The sequence below is a fragment of the Paenibacillus typhae genome (assembly GCF_900099765.1).
In the GTDB taxonomy this organism is placed as follows: domain Bacteria; phylum Bacillota; class Bacilli; order Paenibacillales; family Paenibacillaceae; genus Paenibacillus_AQ; species Paenibacillus_AQ typhae.
Window position 1 is genome coordinate 47,324 of record NZ_FNDX01000019.1, and the last position, 17,287, is coordinate 64,610.

Annotated in this window: 18 protein-coding genes; 16 read left to right on the plus strand and 2 right to left on the minus strand. The window is 49.9% G+C overall.

What is annotated here, in order from left to right:
- The first annotated feature begins 36 nt into the window (after positions 1-36).
- The 8 genes from BLR64_RS16420 (at position 37) to BLR64_RS16455 (ending at position 9,713) form a co-directional block, all read left to right on the plus strand.
- Positions 37-2,820, plus strand: coding sequence for a CHASE3 domain-containing protein (locus tag BLR64_RS16420; protein WP_244157732.1), 2,784 nt, complete (start codon positions 37-39; stop codon positions 2,818-2,820).
- Between the two features lie 186 nt (positions 2,821-3,006).
- Entirely contained in the window at positions 3,007-3,873 is an 867-nt protein-coding gene (locus BLR64_RS16425; RefSeq protein WP_244157733.1) for a PRD domain-containing protein, read from the plus strand.
- A 22-nt stretch (positions 3,874-3,895) separates the two neighbouring features.
- A complete protein-coding gene (locus tag BLR64_RS16430) occupies positions 3,896-4,402 on the plus strand; it encodes a PTS sugar transporter subunit IIA (protein ID WP_090715764.1) in 507 nt (168 codons plus the stop codon).
- Positions 4,403-4,449: 47 nt separating this feature from the next.
- Positions 4,450-5,904 (plus strand): N-acetylglucosamine-specific PTS transporter subunit IIBC, encoded by a 1,455-nt coding sequence (gene nagE, locus BLR64_RS16435; RefSeq protein WP_090715766.1) that lies wholly within the window; start codon positions 4,450-4,452, stop codon positions 5,902-5,904.
- 269 nt (positions 5,905-6,173) lie between these two features.
- The gene (locus BLR64_RS16440) at positions 6,174-6,695 is read left to right on the plus strand and encodes a sigma-70 family RNA polymerase sigma factor (RefSeq protein WP_090715768.1); all 522 of its coding nucleotides are present in this window, start codon (positions 6,174-6,176) and stop codon (positions 6,693-6,695) included.
- 41 nt (positions 6,696-6,736) lie between these two features.
- On the plus strand, positions 6,737-7,867 hold the full coding sequence (locus BLR64_RS16445) for a hypothetical protein (protein ID WP_090715770.1): 1,131 nt from the start codon (positions 6,737-6,739) through the stop codon (positions 7,865-7,867).
- Positions 7,864-8,832 carry an ABC transporter ATP-binding protein gene (locus BLR64_RS16450; protein WP_090715771.1) on the plus strand — a complete coding sequence of 323 codons (969 nt, stop codon included), beginning with the start codon at positions 7,864-7,866 and terminating at the stop codon, positions 8,830-8,832. Before BLR64_RS16445 ends, BLR64_RS16450 begins: the two co-directional genes overlap by 4 nt.
- Positions 8,829-9,713, plus strand: coding sequence for an ABC transporter permease subunit (locus tag BLR64_RS16455; protein WP_090715773.1), 885 nt, complete (start codon positions 8,829-8,831; stop codon positions 9,711-9,713). The genes BLR64_RS16450 and BLR64_RS16455 overlap by 4 nt, the downstream gene beginning before the upstream one ends.
- 96 nt (positions 9,714-9,809) lie before the next feature.
- On the opposite strand, the gene BLR64_RS16460 is transcribed toward BLR64_RS16455, so the two are convergent.
- Complete coding sequence (locus tag BLR64_RS16460; protein WP_090715774.1) at positions 9,810-10,136, minus strand: winged helix-turn-helix transcriptional regulator; 327 nt, start codon at positions 10,134-10,136, stop codon at positions 9,810-9,812.
- Positions 10,137-10,297: 161 nt separating this feature from the next.
- On the opposite strand from BLR64_RS16460, the gene BLR64_RS16465 reads away from it, so the two are divergent.
- From BLR64_RS16465 to BLR64_RS16495, 7 genes are all read left to right on the plus strand, one after another.
- Complete coding sequence (locus tag BLR64_RS16465; protein WP_090715776.1) at positions 10,298-11,080, plus strand: GTP cyclohydrolase II; 783 nt, start codon at positions 10,298-10,300, stop codon at positions 11,078-11,080.
- Positions 11,081-11,155: 75 nt separating this feature from the next.
- Positions 11,156-12,211 carry an ABC transporter ATP-binding protein gene (locus BLR64_RS16470; protein WP_090715777.1) on the plus strand — a complete coding sequence of 352 codons (1,056 nt, stop codon included), beginning with the start codon at positions 11,156-11,158 and terminating at the stop codon, positions 12,209-12,211.
- Between the two features lie 43 nt (positions 12,212-12,254).
- Positions 12,255-13,049 (plus strand): ABC transporter permease, encoded by a 795-nt coding sequence (locus BLR64_RS16475; RefSeq protein WP_090715843.1) that lies wholly within the window; start codon positions 12,255-12,257, stop codon positions 13,047-13,049.
- Between the two features lie 4 nt (positions 13,050-13,053).
- Positions 13,054-13,839: an ABC transporter permease gene (locus BLR64_RS16480; RefSeq protein WP_090715779.1), complete on the plus strand. Its 786-nt coding sequence runs from the start codon at positions 13,054-13,056 to the stop codon at positions 13,837-13,839.
- 202 nt (positions 13,840-14,041) lie between these two features.
- Positions 14,042-15,040 (plus strand): ROK family protein, encoded by a 999-nt coding sequence (locus BLR64_RS16485; protein ID WP_090715780.1) that lies wholly within the window; start codon positions 14,042-14,044, stop codon positions 15,038-15,040.
- A 25-nt stretch (positions 15,041-15,065) separates the two neighbouring features.
- Positions 15,066-15,602: a hypothetical protein gene (locus BLR64_RS16490; protein ID WP_090715782.1), complete on the plus strand. Its 537-nt coding sequence runs from the start codon at positions 15,066-15,068 to the stop codon at positions 15,600-15,602.
- Between the two features lie 49 nt (positions 15,603-15,651).
- Positions 15,652-15,990: a DUF6054 family protein gene (locus BLR64_RS16495; RefSeq protein WP_208607188.1), complete on the plus strand. Its 339-nt coding sequence runs from the start codon at positions 15,652-15,654 to the stop codon at positions 15,988-15,990.
- A gap of 27 nt (positions 15,991-16,017) precedes the next feature.
- Here BLR64_RS16495 and BLR64_RS16500 read toward each other — a convergent pair whose 3' ends face one another.
- Positions 16,018-16,461, minus strand: coding sequence for a DUF4395 domain-containing protein (locus tag BLR64_RS16500; protein WP_090715783.1), 444 nt, complete (start codon positions 16,459-16,461; stop codon positions 16,018-16,020).
- A 206-nt stretch (positions 16,462-16,667) separates the two neighbouring features.
- On the opposite strand from BLR64_RS16500, the gene BLR64_RS16505 reads away from it, so the two are divergent.
- Positions 16,668-17,237, plus strand: a complete 570-nt coding sequence (locus tag BLR64_RS16505) for a TetR/AcrR family transcriptional regulator (RefSeq protein ID WP_090715785.1) — start codon at positions 16,668-16,670, stop codon at positions 17,235-17,237.
- The last annotated feature ends 50 nt before the right edge of the window (positions 17,238-17,287 follow it).

A 17,287-nucleotide genomic window follows, 5' to 3' on the forward strand; every position in this document is an offset into this window, starting at 1 on the left:
GAGAGATTTATATCCTGCAAGATGGAGGTTGAACTCTTGCTTACCAAGCAGACTAGGAGTTTAAATATCCGCGGAAAAATAGCCCTCGGTTATACAGTGATTCTTGTAATGCTGGGTCTGTTCCTTGTGATTGTTTCCGGCCGGATCACCGATCTGGAACAGGAGACCGTTTATTTAAGTGATCATGATATTGAAGTACACGAGCTTACATACCGGATTGAAAAAAATGTGCTGGATATGGAAACGGGACAAAGAGGCTTTGCACTCACAGGGAACTCCACCTATCTGGAGCCTTTTAACAGCGGGCTGTCCGAATGGACTGTAAATTATTCAAGGCTTAAAGCCCTTATAACCGATAACCCAAGCCAGATAGAAAACCTCGAAATGATTAAACGCGATATTGAAAAATGGATTCAGGAATCCGGGCAATATGTGGTACATCTGAAGCAGTCCGGCCGCAATGATGAAGTTGCGGAATATTTTCAGAATGATCCTGGCAAGTTGGTGGTTGATTCTATACGAATCCAGTCGGACTATTTCAGAGATAATGAGCGAACGCTGACCAATGAACGGATTGATAGGCTTAAAGACAGTAACCACAAGCTCATTACAACCATGTATATTTTATGGGGACTTGTGGTGCTGCTTGCCTTACTTATAACCTACCTGCTCTCCGTGAGTATCGTGAGGCCGCTGCAGCATGTCATTCAGGCTATCAACAGTATCGCTGACGGAGGGAATATGTCCGAGAGGCTCAAAGTCAAAACCATGGATGAAGTCTACGACCTTGGAGAGGCTACGAACAGGCTGCTCGACAAGGTACAGGTTGACCAATGGTGTACGGAGCAGATTGCTTCAACCTCTATCATTCTGCAGGAAACAACAGACCTTTCAGTTATGAGCAGAACCTTTGTCAACAAACTGGCAACGACCTTTGAGATTCAGTACGGGGCCATTTATATCCTGAATAATGAGAAGGAAAACAAGAGGGCGGTTTACAAACGGATGTACTCCTATGCGGGAAGTGCAGATACGGACATCCCTTACGGAGCTGTGCAGATAGAGGCCGGTGAAGGACTTATCGGACAGTGCGCTGTAGACAGGGAGGTTATGTTCATTGGGGATCTTCCTGAGGACTATATCAGTATAAACTCCGGGCTGGGCCGGACTGCACCAAGATTTGCATTGATTGCCCCGGTTGTTTTTGAGAATAAGACGCTTGCCGTAGTAGAGTTCGCTTCCTTGACCAAATGGGCTTCCTACCATGTGGAGCTGTTGTATGAGCTGCTGAGCGCACTGGGGGTATCGCTGAATTCCGTTATGACCCGAATGGAAATACAGAAGCTATACCAGGATTCCCAGAGTATGAATGAGGAGCTTCAAGTGCAGTCGGAGGAGCTTCAGATGCAATCGGAGGAGCTTCAGGTACAGACAGAGGAACTGCAGAATCACACCAGCGAACTGATGGATCTCAACAGAGAGCTGGAAAACCAGAAATCTGTAGCCGAGAATGCTGCCGTTGATCTGGAAAAATACACCAAGCAGCTGGAGCTCAGTTCGCGTTACAAAAGTGAATTTCTGGCCAATATGTCCCACGAGCTTCGCACGCCGCTTAACAGTATGCTGATCCTGTCCCAGCTGCTCGTTGAGAACCGCAACAATTCTTTAACGGAGGAGGAGCTGGAATATGCTTCGGTTATCCATTCCTCCGGCAGTGATCTGCTGGCCTTGATCAACGATATTCTTGACCTTTCCAAGGTGGAGGCAGGTAAAATGATGGTTGAAATGGATGCTGTCAATCTTACTGAACTGCCCGCGCTCCTTACCGCTTATTTTGAAAAAACGGCAGCCCAGCATCAGCTGGAGTTTGCGGTGAATCTGGATGACAACGTACCCGATCTGTTTTTTACGGATGAAATGCGCATGCATCAGATTCTGCGGAACCTGCTCTCCAATGCCTTCAAATTCACAGAGCAGGGCTTTGTCCGGGTAGACATCAGCTGTTCCGAATACCAGCCTGATGAGCCGGACAGCAGGCCGGTGGAGATGTTGGCCTTCGCGGTTACCGACAGCGGGATCGGAATTTCGGAAGCTAACCGCGAGCTTATCTTCGAAGCATTCAGGCAAGCGGACGGCACTACTGCACGAAGGTTCGGAGGCACGGGACTGGGCCTATCCATTTCCCTTCAGCTCGCTAAGCTGCTTGGCGGATATATAACTCTGCAGAGTGAGGAAGGGAAGGGCAGCACATTTACCCTGTATCTTCCATACCTTCAGGAGGAGTCTGATATTGTACCCATACCGCTAGAAGCATGGTATCCCGCTGCAGCCGCGAGTGAGGGGAATACAGCAGCCGATTCCCGCGAACAGGAGCAGGCTCTGAATGACAGCATGTTATTTGAAAGAGAATATGAGAAGCTGCATGGACGGACGGTGCTGATCGTCGATGATGATCTGCGTAATATTTATGCCCTTGAGAATGGCCTGCTTCCATATGAGATGAACATCCTGACGGCACACAACGGCTATGAATGCCTGCAGATCGTCAGGGAACTGCCTGAGGTCGATATGGTTCTGCTGGATATTATGATGCCGAACCTCGATGGCTATGATACGATGTCCATTATCCGTGAGGAGCTGCGGCTCAGGGAGCTTCCGATCATAGCGGTTTCGGCCAAAACCTTGAAGGAAGACCGGGAGAGATGCCTTGCAGCAGGAGCATCCGATTTCATAAGCAAGCCTGTTTTGATACAGGATGTTGTCACACGGATGTGCAGGCTGATTAAGCCCCGGGATATACAGCCCGGCAGCCCCGCTTGACTTTTCTAAAATTACCATTGACGGAATATGGACTATGATTTATGATTAGCTCATAAATGATCATTTATAACAAACGGCGTGTTACCTTTTAAGGGCATGAGCCAAGGATTGTCTTCATTGTATATGAGGCGGTTCTTGGCTTTTTTTGTTGCCAAATTTCTGAAGATTAGGGGAAGGAGGGAGAACTTGTCGCGGGAAATCGAAACCTTTCAAGTGCAGCGGGTCATCGGGAACAATGTTGTTATGGTGCAGGGAAGCAAGAACGGCAAGGAATATGTCATTATCGGCAAAGGCATCGGTTTCGCAGTCAAGGATACCGGAGCGATTGAGGTTAATGATCAGCGGATTGAGAAGCTGTTCCGTCTGGAAGACCGGGAGGAATGGAGCCAGTATCAGATTTTGCTGGAAGATATCGATCCGAAAGTTATGAAGATCACCGATGAGATTATCGGAGATATCACCAGTCAGTTTCCCGGCAAGTTAAACGACAAGATTTATTTGGCGCTCCCGAGCCATATCCAGTTTACCATCTACCGTCTGCGCAGCGGTATGGATATCATCAATCCCTTCTTGCAGGAAACCAAAATGACGTTCCCCAAGGAATTTGAGATCGCTTTCAAGGCGGCGGATAAAATCAGTGCCGAATTCAATGTACAGATTCCGGAGGATGAGGTCGGCTTTCTGACTTATCATGTCTATTCAGCGGTAAGCAATGTACCGGTCGGACAGCTGGTGAAGGTATCGAATATGGTCAATGAGCTGCTGGATCAGATCAGGACCGAACAGAAAATCACCTTTGAGCACGGCAGCATGAATCATGTGCGGCTGATGATCCATCTGCGGTTTTCCCTGGAACGGATCCTGCAGGGCTCGTTAATTGACAATCCGTTCGTCAAGCACATTAAGAAAGAATACAAAACGGAATACAAGCTGGCGCAAAAGCTGGGGAAAGTTATCCAGAGCAGGCTGGAAGTACAGGTTCCTGAGGAGGAGCTATGCTTCCTGGCGATGCACCTGCACCGGCTGTTCCAGACCATAGAGAAAAATAAATAACAGCATGAGAGGAGTGGTGCGGATGTTTTCCAGATGGAAATCCAAAAAAGAAGAGCAGCGTACTGTGCAATTCATAGAAATTAATGCCCCGCTGAGCGGGCAGGCGGTTGACCTCAGTCAGGTACCGGATGATACCTTTGCAGGCGGACATATGGGCAGCGGGATTGCGATTGAGCCTGCAGAAGGCAAGCTGTATGCACCTTTTGACGGAAAGATTGCCCATATCGTGAAATCCGGGCATGCGCTGATTATTGAACACGCTTCCGGTCTGCAGCTGCTGCTACATATCGGAATTGATACGGTCAGCCTCAAGGGCAGCGGTTTTCAGAGTCATGCTGCTACAGGCGACCATGTAAAGGCCGGACAATTATTAATCGAGTTTGATCTTGAAGCGATCCGTGCAGCCGGCCTTGCTACGATTTCTCCGGTAATTGTCACCAGCATGGAGGAGACACCGCCGGCAGTAGAGTGCCTGCACGGACAGGTTACAGCGGGGAAAGACCTGATTTTGAAAGTAGCAGCACAGTAACGACATATAGAGCAATACCAACTATGATCTAAGGGGATGATTGTATTATGTTGGCTTTTCTACAGAAGTTAGGCAAGTCTCTGATGCTTCCGGTTGCGACCATGCCGGCGGCTGCGATTCTGCAGGGGTTCGGGCTGATTAATTATGAAAAGGATCTGCCGTTTGGCAGTGTCGTCGGAGGGTTTTTAAACCAGTATGTAGCCCCCTTCCTGAACGCCGGCGCTGGTGCGATTTTCGGTAATCTGGCGCTTATCTTTGCTATCGGGGTTGCCATTGGTTTTGCCGGTGATGCTGTTGCTGCGCTGTCGGCATTGATTGCTTATATGGTCCTTACCAAGGTGCTGGCTATTGTTCCTTTGCAGTTCTCCTTCATTAATGATGATGTCGTATTGAATATGGGTGTGCTGGGCGGGATTTTTGCCGGTGCATGGGCTGCCTTCCTGTACAAGAGATATCATAATGTAAAAATGCCTGATTGGCTTGGCTTCTTCGCCGGCAAGCGTTTTGTACCGATCATCACTGCGGCCTCTACGATGGTGCTTGCTGTATTCATCGGTATGATCTGGAGCCCGGTTCAGGATGTAATCAGTGATTTCGGGAACTGGGTAGTCAGCCTGGGGGCAATTGGCGCATTCGTCTTCGGTACAGCGAACCGGCTGCTGATCCCAATCGGACTGCATCATGTCATTAATACCATTGCCTGGTTCCAGATCGGAGACTTCACCAACGCGGCAGGGGAAATTGTGCATGGTGATCTTACCCGCTTCTTTGCCGGAGACAAAACAGCCGGAATGTTCATGACAGGCTTCTTCCCGATTATGATGTTCGCCCTTCCGGGTGCGGCTTTAGCCTTCATCCATACAGCTAAACCTGAAAAACGCAAGGTGGTTGCATCCATCTTTATCGGTTCGGCAATCGCATCCTTCCTGACAGGGATTACTGAGCCGCTTGAATTCTCATTTATGTTCGTTGCACCGGTATTGTATGTAGTGCATGCTGTACTTACCGGTCTCGCCGGACTTCTGATGTATGTGCTCGACGTTAAGCTGGGCTTCGGTTTCTCCGCCGGTCTGATCGATTACCTGGTGAATATGAAGCAGTCAACGAACGCTTGGATTCTGATTCCGGTAGGGCTTGCCTTCTTCGTGCTCTATTATGTCCTGTTCCGCTTCATCATTGTGAAGTTTAACCTGAAGACACCGGGACGCGAAGATGATCTGGAGGATGATCTGCAAGAGGTTACTGTCGGAAGCGGTACTGTATCGGCATCTTCCAGGGCTGCAAAGATTCTGGAGAATATCGGCGGACCATCCAACATCCGTACAATCGATGCTTGCATTACCCGGCTGCGGCTGAATGTGAATGATGACAAGGCCGTGAAAGATGCAGCCCTGAAACAGCTGGGAGCCTCAGGGGTAATGCGGCTCGGCCAGGGTGCGGTACAGATTGTATTCGGTCCGCAATCCGAGCAGATTAAGGATGATATTAAAAAGCTGATGTAATAAAAGTACAACAGGGAAGATAAATATAATACCGGACCTGCTGTTTCCGGGGCCATAGAATAACCCGTCAGGCTTATGCCCGGCGGGTTATTATTATCTGATCCGATGTGGTCACCAATATGAATATTTGAAGCGGCTTCCTTGTATTTAGGGGGCTGCTTTTTGTGTTGTTGATCAAGGCTGATAAAATATTTTTCAGGTGAGTGATATAAAATAGTCCCGGCGGCCGTCTTACTTATAGCTGCAGCTGATAAGGAGGAAATAATACAATGGATATTCCGGAATCAACTGATAAGTTTAAAGAATTGTTCTATGAGCATTATACCGTAGTGCGGCGAAAGCTGGCTGCTCTGGTTCGTGATGAATCGGCAGCAGACGATCTGGCGCAGGAGGTTTTTCTCAAGCTGTACCGTAACCCGCCGGATGATCCGCAGGCGGTTGGTGCGTGGCTGCATCGTGTACTTACCCGGACCGGTTACGATTATCTGAACAAAAAAGCAAGAGAGAGGCTGTTGCAGGAAAGGCAGGAGATTTTCTATGATGCAGGGGCCGCCCCGCCGTCGGGCGAAGAGGCGGTGCTCAGCAAGCTGGAGCAGGAGGATGTCCGCCAGTGGCTTGACGAGCTGCCGGACAGGGACCGTCAGGTATTACTGCTGCGCTACTCAGGCTATAGCTATGCGGAAATTGCCGGGAAGCTGGGAGTGAGGCCGCCGGTTGTGGGAACTCTTCTGAGCCGGGCCACCCAAAAGCTGAAGCAGCAGGCGGCGGAGGCACTGCCGCAAACGGAATAAGCATACGTGTAAACAAGTTATTATATAGGAGGAATAAAATAATGACGAACCCAGAGATCAAATCTTCCAATAAATCCGGATCCGAAACTACAGATGCGGCCTGGTTGAAAATGCAGAAGCTGCTGGCTGATGAGCCGGTGAATCCGGTATGGGACAGCTGGGGCCAGGCCGGGTCTTACAACGCTGAAGAGGAAGAAGCCAACCGTAGAATAAGCAGCTCTGCCCTTCATAATGCCGGCGGACTGCCGGAACGTGAGGCTCCGGCTACAGGAGCCGTCAAGCCGTCAAAAGCCTCATCCCGCCGCAAAACGCGGATGACCCGCAGCCGTAAATGGGCTGCAGCCGCTGCTGCAGCTGCTCTCACTGCTGTAGTTCTGGCTACACCAGTCGGGAATACGGCAATGGCGGCGATCCTCAACCAGTTCAGGATGCAGGATGTTACTGTTGTGAATGAAAGTGAAATTCGCGAGCTGTTCAATCAGATAAATGAAGGTGAAGCAGTTAGCGAGGCCGTGAACAAGTTCGGTAGCTTTAAGACTACTTACGGAACTTATTATGACTCGCTCTTATTAGACCAGCTGCAGTCCGTTGTCGGGTACCCTGCCATGAACACAGCTATACTGGAAGACATTCATTCCGTTCAAGTGACAGAATCCCGTGATGCTACAATGACGCTGAAGGTTGACGCAGTCAATGAGGCGCTCAAACGGCTGGGTGCGAAGCAATTGTTGCCAGAATCGGTTGACGGGAAGCCGATCACCCTTCATCTGCCGGAGACCGTGATTTATGATCTGTCCACGGCAGACGGCCAATGGGCCAGCCTGTCACAAATGGATACCCCAAGTATTAAAATGGACTCGTCGATCGAGGTGGACGAAGCGCTGCAGGCTGTACTAAACTTACCGATTTTGCCGGAGCATTGGAAAACGAGCCTGCAGCAGAGCCGGGTACTCGCCGGTGAATTACCAATGCCACTGATTAAAGGGGATTCAGCCAAGGAAATAACGGTAGCCGGTACACCAGTAATCCTCCAGGAGTTCGATTACAGCCAGGATCCCGTTTTTAATGCAACCTGGATTCGTGAGGGACAGATGTTTGAATTATCCGGCGGCAGCCGGTATCCCGATAAAGATGAATTTATCGCTAAGCTGCAGGAGCTGATTACTGAATGAGAGAAGCGGCAATAGAAACGCAGTTATTGTCCAAAGAATACGGGAATGGACGCGGCTGCCGCGATGTAACGATAACGGTGGGAAAAGGGGAAGCCTTCGGCTTCCTCGGTCCCAACGGGGCCGGTAAAAGTACCTTTGTGAAAATGCTGGTAGGGCTCATAGCTCCTTCAAGCGGGCAGGCAAGTATCTTCGGGCACAGAATCGGGTCTATGGAGGCAAACGCATGCATCGGTTATTTGCCGGAGCTGTACCGTTGTCAGGAATGGCTGACCGGCTTAGAGGTGCTGCAGCTGCACGCTCGTTTATGCAGGATGGATAAGACAGCTGCCCAGCGGAGAATACCCGAGCTGCTGGAGGAGGTCGGGCTTGGACAGCGCGGCAAAGACCGCGTCAAGCATTACTCCAAGGGAATGCAGCAGCGGCTTGGCTTAGCCTGTGCGCTGATAAATAAGCCGCAGGTTGTTTTTTTGGATGAGCCGTCTTCAGCGCTTGATCCGGTTGGCAGGGCAGAGGTACGGAGTATTCTGGAGCGGCTGAAGGCGAAGGGAGTTACCATTTTTCTCAACTCACACCTTCTTGGCGATGTAGAGGCACTCTGTGACAGGATGGCACTGCTGAATGACGGTGTAATCCTGCGGCATGGCACAGCAGCGGAATTGCTCAGCAAGCGAAGCACCTGGCTTTTTAAAGTCGGCGGCTGTTCGCCTTTTTTATTATCCTGGCTGAATGAGCAGACGGGCTTTCAGCTCCATGAAACAGTGAATCAGGAGGCTGCATCACCGGAGGACGAAAGTGTTGTCTGGCTGGAAGCAGAGCTGGATAATGAGGAGCAGGCCGGCTGGCTGAATTTTCTGATTATTGAGCAGGGAATGATTTTATATGAAGCAACACGCAAAAAGGAACGTCTCGAGGGCTGGTTCATGGATGCCGTATCAGGCCTTAGTCACAGGGGGGAGAAGGAATGAGGATCATTGCCGGCATGACCTGGAAGGAATTGCTCCGCAAAAAAGTAATGCTGCTTACCCTGCTGTTGACTGTTGTTTTCCTGCTGGCTTTCTGGTTTGTTGCACAGACAATTGGTAAAAATGATGTCTTTGACGGAAACGGAATGATCAGCTTCAGCACCATGATTGCCCGGTTCACAAACGGGGCCTTTATTCTGATGCTTGGCTTTTTCTTCGGTTCCTTTGTCATTGCTTTTCTGGCAATATTCAGTTCCTTTTCAGCTGTATCAGGGGAGGCAGAGCAAGGAATCATGCAGGCGATGCTGCCTCGTCCGCTGCCGCGCTGGAAATGGTACTTTGGCCGCTGGCTTGGATATGTCTCGCTTGGGGTTATCTATGCAGGCGTACTGTTCGCTTCTATCCTGCTTATTACCCGGTACCATGCGGCGATTCCGCAGAACCCTGCAGCGCTGCTCAGAGCCTTTCTGCTGTTTGTGTCCACTGTTCCGTTACTGGTGAGCCTGGCGATGCTCGGCTCAGGCATTTTCTCTGCACTCGGCAACGGTGTCCTTATGACGATGCTCTATGGTGCAGGCTGGCTTGGAGGCATGCTGGATAAGCTAAGCGGATCACTGCGGCTTGAGCCTGACGGATTGGTGATGCTGCATAATCTCACCGGGCTCATCTCTATGGCTATGCCTGCAGATAGCCTGCAGCGCAGAATGACAACTGAACTGCTTAGCATTAAGGAGCTCAGTGGCATAGTAGATATAACAAGCGGCAGCTTTAGTATGCTTAGCGGGGGTACTGGTCCATCGGATACCTTCATTATTTATGCTATAGGGTATACCCTTGTCGCACTGCTAATTGGACTATATCGCTTTCAACGTAGAGATTTATAAAGATGTCCAGGTTAACCCGCATATTTACACAAACAAGCGCCCTTTTGAGCCGGAATCCGGTTCAAAAAGGGCGCTTATCTGCTTCAAGCGCGGGGCTCACTGCTTGACTCCAAGCTCAATCCATTCAGAGGACCAGCTGCTGATTTCTCCCAGAATCGGAGCCAGGGCATTGCCCTTGGCAGTCAGGGAGTATTCAATGCGCACCGGCATTTCGGGATATACTGTCCGCTGAATGATACCTTCGTTTTCCATTTCCTTCAGCCGGTCAGATAATACCTTACCGCTGAGGTTAGACAGGCAGCCCTCGATTTCACCAAACCGGCGGGGGCCCTGCATCAATACAAATACGATCAGTGCGACCCAGCGTTTGCTTAGAACATCTACCGCCTTCTCAAAGCGGGGACACATCTCGAACTCATTCATTTAGCTCACCTCTGCATTCATTATATCATAAACTTACAATAAGTAATTATAAATATTTATATATATATTATAACTTGACGAAGTTATATTACAATGATAAACTAACTTACAAATAGTTACTACAGCGAATTTTGATAATTAAATTTTAGGATGGTGCAATTATGATTAAACCGGATATCATTTCTATATTGCAGAATAAGATCAAGTGGATTACTAACAATGACAATACAAACATTCTGGTCGGACCGATCACCTTACCTGTCAATCTGGATGGAGAGACGGTTACTTTTAAATGGTACAGCTGGCTTAATGCAGCTGATGAAGATCTTCAGCAGGGCGATACGAAGGAAGCAACAGAGCTTCTGATCTCCCGGCTTTCTTCGCTGAAGCTTGCTGATGCGCAGCAGTCGAGTGTACTTGTATATGGTGATTTTGAACACTCAGACGAGGCCCTGATCCGGATGCACAGCATCTGCCATACCGGGGATATCTTCGGAAGCAAGCGCTGCGACTGCGGATTCCAGCTGCGCCAGTCGATGAAGATGATCGCACAGCACGGCTCCGGGGCGCTGTTCTATTTGGCTAACCATGAAGGCAGAGGCATCGGGCTGTTCAGCAAAGCGATGGCCTACATTCTTCAGGAGGAAGGCTATGATACAGTAGAAGCTAACCTCGAATTGGGCTTTGCCGATGATTCACGGGATTACAGCGACGCGATCAGCGTTCTGCAGCACCTGCGCAGCAAACCGGTCACTTTGATCACGAACAATCCGAAGAAGCTTGAGGCTTTGAAGGCGGCCGGAATGAATACCGGTAAACGGATTCCGCTGTGGGGAGATGTGTCCGTCTTTAACGAAAAGTACCTGCGGACCAAGGTTACCCGCTCCGGGCATCTGGAGGCAGTGAAGACGGCTGATTTTTTTGAAGGAAGAGTCGCTAAATAATGAGGGGTAGTGCTTTTCCGCTCTGTCCATTATAATGGAGAACTGAACCCAACTTATAGTTAGCGAGGTACCTCTATGAACGCAATTGAAGTGCAGGACTTACGCAAAACCTTTAAAGTCCAAAAAAACCGCGAGGGCCTCAAAGGGGCCTTCGCTGATTTGTTTAAACGGCAGTATTCCGAGGTTACCGCTGTTAAAGATATTTCGTTCAAGATTCCGGAGGGCGAAATCTGCGGCTACATCGGGGAGAACGGGGCAGGCAAGTCGACGACAATCAAGATGCTCACGGGCATTCTTGTCCCGACTTCAGGCCAAGTGTCAGTAGGCGGATTTGTTCCTTATATGGAGCGCGAGAAGTTCGTTCAGAACATCGGCGTTGTATTTGGCCAGCGCAGCCAGCTTTGGTGGGACATCGGCGTTATTGAATCCTTTCAGCTGCTGCGTAAAGTATACAGAGTATCGGAGCATGATTTTAAAAAGCGGCTGGATGAGCTTGTCGAGCGGCTTGAGCTCCAAGAGCTTCTTAACCGGCCCGTCCGCAAGCTGAGTCTTGGACAGCGGATGCGCTGCGAGCTGGTCGCTGCGCTTCTGCATAACCCGTCCATTCTGTTTCTGGACGAGCCGACCATCGGCCTGGATATCGTCGTGAAGTCGGAAATCCGTGATTTTCTCAAGGATACGAACCGTGAGCACGGCACCACCATTTTGCTGACAACCCATGATCTGCAGGATATAGAAGCCCTATGCTCAAGGGTCATTATGCTGGATGACGGACGGATTATTTATGATGGCGGTCTTGAGGAGCTGAAACAGCGCTGGGGAACCGGGCGTGAGGTGCAGTTCCAGTTCGGCGCGGCTACCAGGCTGGCTCAGCTCGTACAATGGACAGAGGGAATGCCTGTCACCTGGACAGCGGAGAACGATCTGGGTGCCAAGGTATGGATTCCGCTTGAGCTGAACGTTTCGGATGTGCTGGCCCGTGTGGTCGGAGCGGCGGATATTACCGACATCAAAATTATCGAGACGAATACGGATGAGATTGTACGGAGTATCTATCAGTCCGGCTCTGCAGACAAGCCGGAGGATAAAATCGCGGCACTGCAGGAAGAGAAAGAGGCGGCACATGTCTAAATCTCTAGAGGCCGGCGGTTCACAGGAGAACGGGAAACTGCTGCTGCTGGGAGCCTATTTTGATTTTATTCGTATCCGTTTTTTGACCATGCTTGCATACCGTGTTAATTATTATTCAGGTATCCTGATCTATACCTTAAATATCGGAGTCAATTACTTCACATGGAAGGCTATTTACGGCGGGGGTGAATCCTTGGGCGGCTTTACCAGTGCGCAGATGACCACCTATGTTGCCGTCTCCTGGATGGCGAGAGCCTTTTATTTCAACAACCTTGACCGGGAGATTTCATCAGATATCCGTGACGGGAGCATTGCGATCCAGTTCATCCGTCCGTATAACTATGTGCTCGTCAAAATGATGCAGGGGCTCGGGGAAGGCCTGTTCCGCTTCCTGATGCTGATGATTCCGGGAATGGTTGTGGCGGTTCTGCTCTTTCCGGTTGAGCTCCCGACAGATCCCGCCGCTTGGATTGGGTTTTTGGTCATGCTCTTCTTCAGCTTCCTGATCAGTTCACAGATTAATGTGATCACCGGGCTGAGCGCTTTTTTTGTGGAAAATAATGAGGGTGTGATGCGGATGAAGCGGGTCATTGTTGATCTCTTCTCCGGTCTGATCGTTCCGATCAGCCTGTTTCCGGGCTGGTTGTCCTCTGTGCTGGATGTATTGCCGTTTCAGGCCATTACATACCTTCCGGGCTCAGTTTTTACAGGACGCGTACAAGGGGTGGGCATCTGGAATGTGCTCGGTATTCAGGTCTTCTGGTTCCTGGTGCTGCTGATTCCGATTGTCTGGCTTTATTATGCGGCGCGCAAGCGGCTGTTCGTGCAGGGGGGCTAAGCAGATGTATCATTTAGGCTTATTATGGGAATATCTCAAAAATTATATGAAAACCCGGTTAACCTACCGCGCTGATTTTTGGGTAGAGGTTATCTCGGACCTGCTGTTTCAAGCGACGAACTTTATTTTTATCATGGTCATCTTTATGCATACGGAAAGCCTGGGCGGCTGGAATCAGAATGAAGTGGTCTTTGTTTATGGTTTCTTCATGGTTCCCTTCGGTGTTTTCAGCTGCTTTGTGAATATGTGGAATTTCAGTGAGCGCTATATCGTCAAAGGCGAGATGGACCGCGTGCTGACCCGTCCGGCGCATAACCTGTTTCAGATCCTGCTGGAAAATGTAGACCCGCCGTCCCTGATCGGCTCCTTCATCGGGCTCGTCATTATGGCTATAAGTGGCGCTAATCTTGGTTTGCCCTTTGAATGGTGGACTATTCCAGTGCTTCTGCTGCTCACGTTAAGTGCAGTGGCGATCTATACCGGGATTTACACGGCACTGACTTCGTTGTCGTTCTATTCCGATGCCCCAACCGGCATACTGCCGCTGATGTATAACATCCAGAACTACGGACGTTATCCGGTGACCATCTACAACCGGGCGATTCAGGTGCTGCTTACCTGGATTATTCCTTTTGCCTTTGTCGGGATTTATCCTGCAGCCCTGTTCCTACAGCGGGATGAGATGCGGGGAATGGCTATTCTGACACCGGTTGTCGGGGCTGTATTCCTGAGCATCGGGCTTCTATGCTGGAATTACGGGGTTAAGCGGTATAAGGGAGCGGGTTCCTAATACAATATCTTCTTTGGAGGCAGGTGGATGAGAAATTATCCGTCTGCTTTTTTTGCATGCTCATAATCCGCTACATTAAATTCATCAGATCATACTACCGGGATGCGATAAAAATACTAACCGCCGTAAAAATTAAAGCCCATAATAAAGGTTGTACTACATAATAATGACATTATGCCAAAAAAGGACGGGCTGAGCGGTGATGAACAGATATATCATAGGTGTTGATTTGGGGGGAACAAATATCAAGGCTGGTTTGTATGATACTGAATTTGCACCAGTCAAGGAACTATCTATCCTCACAGAAGCGGCGCAAGGGCCGGCACATGTGCTTGAACGGATCAGAGTGGCCGTAAACCTGCTCACCATTGGGAACGGCATTCCTCTGCGGGAGATTGCAGCTATGGGCATGGGAATACCGGGACTGCTGGACCCGTATGAAGGTCTGTCCGTCTTTTCCCCGAATTTTCCGGGCTGGGAGCAGGTACATATAATAAACGAAATGAAGCAGCACTACAGCTTCCCGGTCTTTATCGACAATGATGTACGGGTCAATTTGTACGGGGAATGGCTGCATGGAGCCGGACGGGGCTGCAGCAATCTGGTGCTGCTTACACTGGGGACGGGGCTAGGCTCCGGTATTGTGCATGACGGCAGAGTTCTGTACGGAACCACCTTCAGCGCCGGTGAAATCGGGCATATGAATATGTACAGGCAAGGGCGCCCTTGCCGCTGCGGCAGCTCCGGCTGTCTGGGCCGTTACGTCTCCGCGGTGGGTATGGTAAATACACTCAAGGAAAAGCTGGCGGCCGGAAGAAGAAGTATCCTTCAGGAATGGACAAGCGGTGACGAAGCGGCTTTTACGGCTAAAATGATCTCGGAAGCCTATGACCTTCACGATCCGCTGGCAGTGGAGGTTATGCACGAGACGGGAGAGCTGCTGGGCTTCGGTCTGTCCAACGTCATTAATCTGCTAAACCCGCAGCGGATTATTATCGGGGGCGGTATGTCGGCAGCAGGTGACCGGCTTCTCAGCACGGTCAGGGAGACCGTGAATGCTCATGCCCTGAAGCTGTCCGGGAGCAGCTGCGACATTGTTCAGGCTGAGCTGGGCAGCCGGGCAGGCACTTTAGGTGCTGCGGCGTATGCGCAGCAGCGGATGCCCGTTTTTGATTCAGCCGCCCGGCATGGTATGCTGTAAATAACCAATATGCAGGAGGGTAATCATGAAACGGGACATTCAGCATGTGCCTTACGGCTATGAGCCGCCGGCCAAGGAACGTAAAGGGACTTTGATTTTCTACGATTCGTTTGAGCATATTACCGACCATGAGCTTGAAGCAGCGGCCAACACAGCGGCAGAACGCAAGTTCACCAAGCTGGTTCTGTACCCGCTGCATGAGGAAACGGTGAGACGGATGAGCAAAGAGCCTGTCCGATCCTATTATAAACGTGAAGACCGGCTGCATGAGTGGAAAAGAGACCAGGGCCGCTCCTTTATCACCATAGAGACCCTCGAAGGCAAGCGGAAGAAATATACCCCCCTCGATACGGCGCTGCGTCATATCAGTGATGTATACCCGCCGCCGTACTTTTTGTACCTGACACCTGAAACGGCAAATCTGTTTGCTTCGTATTCTTCTTTTGAAGAGTGGATTGTCAAGCTGCGCCTGATTCTGTCGGCTGAGCCGCAGCAGCTTCACCCGCGACTAGCGAAGTTCAGCCACCGCTGGGATGTGGCCGGGGCCGTTCAGGAGGAGTAGCCTGCTAAGACAATCCATAAACAGATTACTTCGGGGAGAGTGATCAGAAGTGGCGGATAAGTATACCTTGAATGTGAAAGTAAATCCGGATGTGGCAATGGCGCTGATAAAGGATGGAATGGGTACGGGCGCCGAGCTGCTGCACGAAGAGCTGAACGACCTTGGGGATGGACGGATGATCGGGACGCTTGTGTACGAACGTTACTTTCTCCGCTCCGGCAATCAGGCGGCTATGGTGATTATTGCGGATAATCTGCAGGGAGTAACTAACATCCGGCTTATTTCAGCGGGGAGCTCCAATAGTATGATTTTCAAGATCGACTGGGGTGCAGGCAAAAGCTTTGCTTCATCTGTAGCGAGGATTTTGTCCGATTATACGGTTGAATAAAAAAAGACAGGCAGCATGTGCACGGATTTATTTGTGCGATGCTGCCTGTTTGCGTCTGTACGAATACATTTTCCATTGATAATGGATGAAGCAGCCGATGCAAAAGCCGAGAAGGGCGACTGTCGCGGCAATTGCCACCATGGCAGTGAAAATGGAAGCTGCAAGAGTCCAGCCGTCCAGGTAGCTGATCCATCCGCCCGCCAGGCAAAAGACCGCAATGCTCTGGTTAAACTGCTGCTGATCATAGTCCTCTTGAAGATAAGAGGAGCGCTCTTTGCGGAGAAAATGTCCTGCCAGCTTAATGACCGGGTTATAGCCGAACAACAGACCGGACAGGCCGGCGGCCAGCGGCAATGCAAGAATCCAGTGAGCACCTGTTAACCAGGTCAATACAACAGAAAGGACGATGAAAGCCTGATTGATTTTGACTAAGGGCCGGGGAATTCCATTGGGCTTAGCTAATTCTGCCATACTAATGCACACCTTTCGTATAGGAATAATAAAATTATACTTGATCAATCATCTGCTGGCAATGTAATTCCTGTTATGACATCTGCAAAGTATGTAAACATAAGGTTAAATTTAAATTTTGAAGGATTTTGCGGTTGACAGACGGTTTAAATTTATGGTTCTATTATATAGACCGATTGTTATAAAAGGTAAAGGAAGTGTTGAGCTTGTCGAACAAGCACAATACGCGTGAGGCGATTGTGGACACCGCTTCAAGATTGTTTTTTACACAGGGCTATCACGCGACCGGACTGAATCAGATTATTAAGGACAGTGACTCGCCCAAGGGATCGCTTTATTATTACTTTCCCCGCGGGAAAGAGGAGCTGGCATTGACCTGTATCAACCGGACAAGTGAATTTGTTGCAGAGCTGCTCCGGCATTATGCGGAGAAACAGTCGAGCACAACCGCCATGATACAGGATTTTATACTGGAAGTTGCCAGGAAGGCTGAGGAAACCTCATTCGAAGGCTTTGTTCCGTTCAGCTTCTGGGTCGCCGTTGAAACCTCCTGTGTCAGTGACGAGCTGCGCTCAGCCTGCCAATCTGTCTTCAAGGACTGGCGGGATGTTATCATGCATCGTCTGCTGGAAGAAGGCGTTGATGAGCAGATTGCCTCGGATAAGGCTTCTGTTATCGTTTCATTGTATGAAGGTGCGCTGCTTCAGGCACTGACGTGCAAGAGTACACAACCGCTGCTTGCGGCGGTACAGGTTATACCAGCCATACTGGGTTAAGAGAAAGACAGAGAGAGAAAACTATTTAAATCAGGAGGATACAAGAGTGG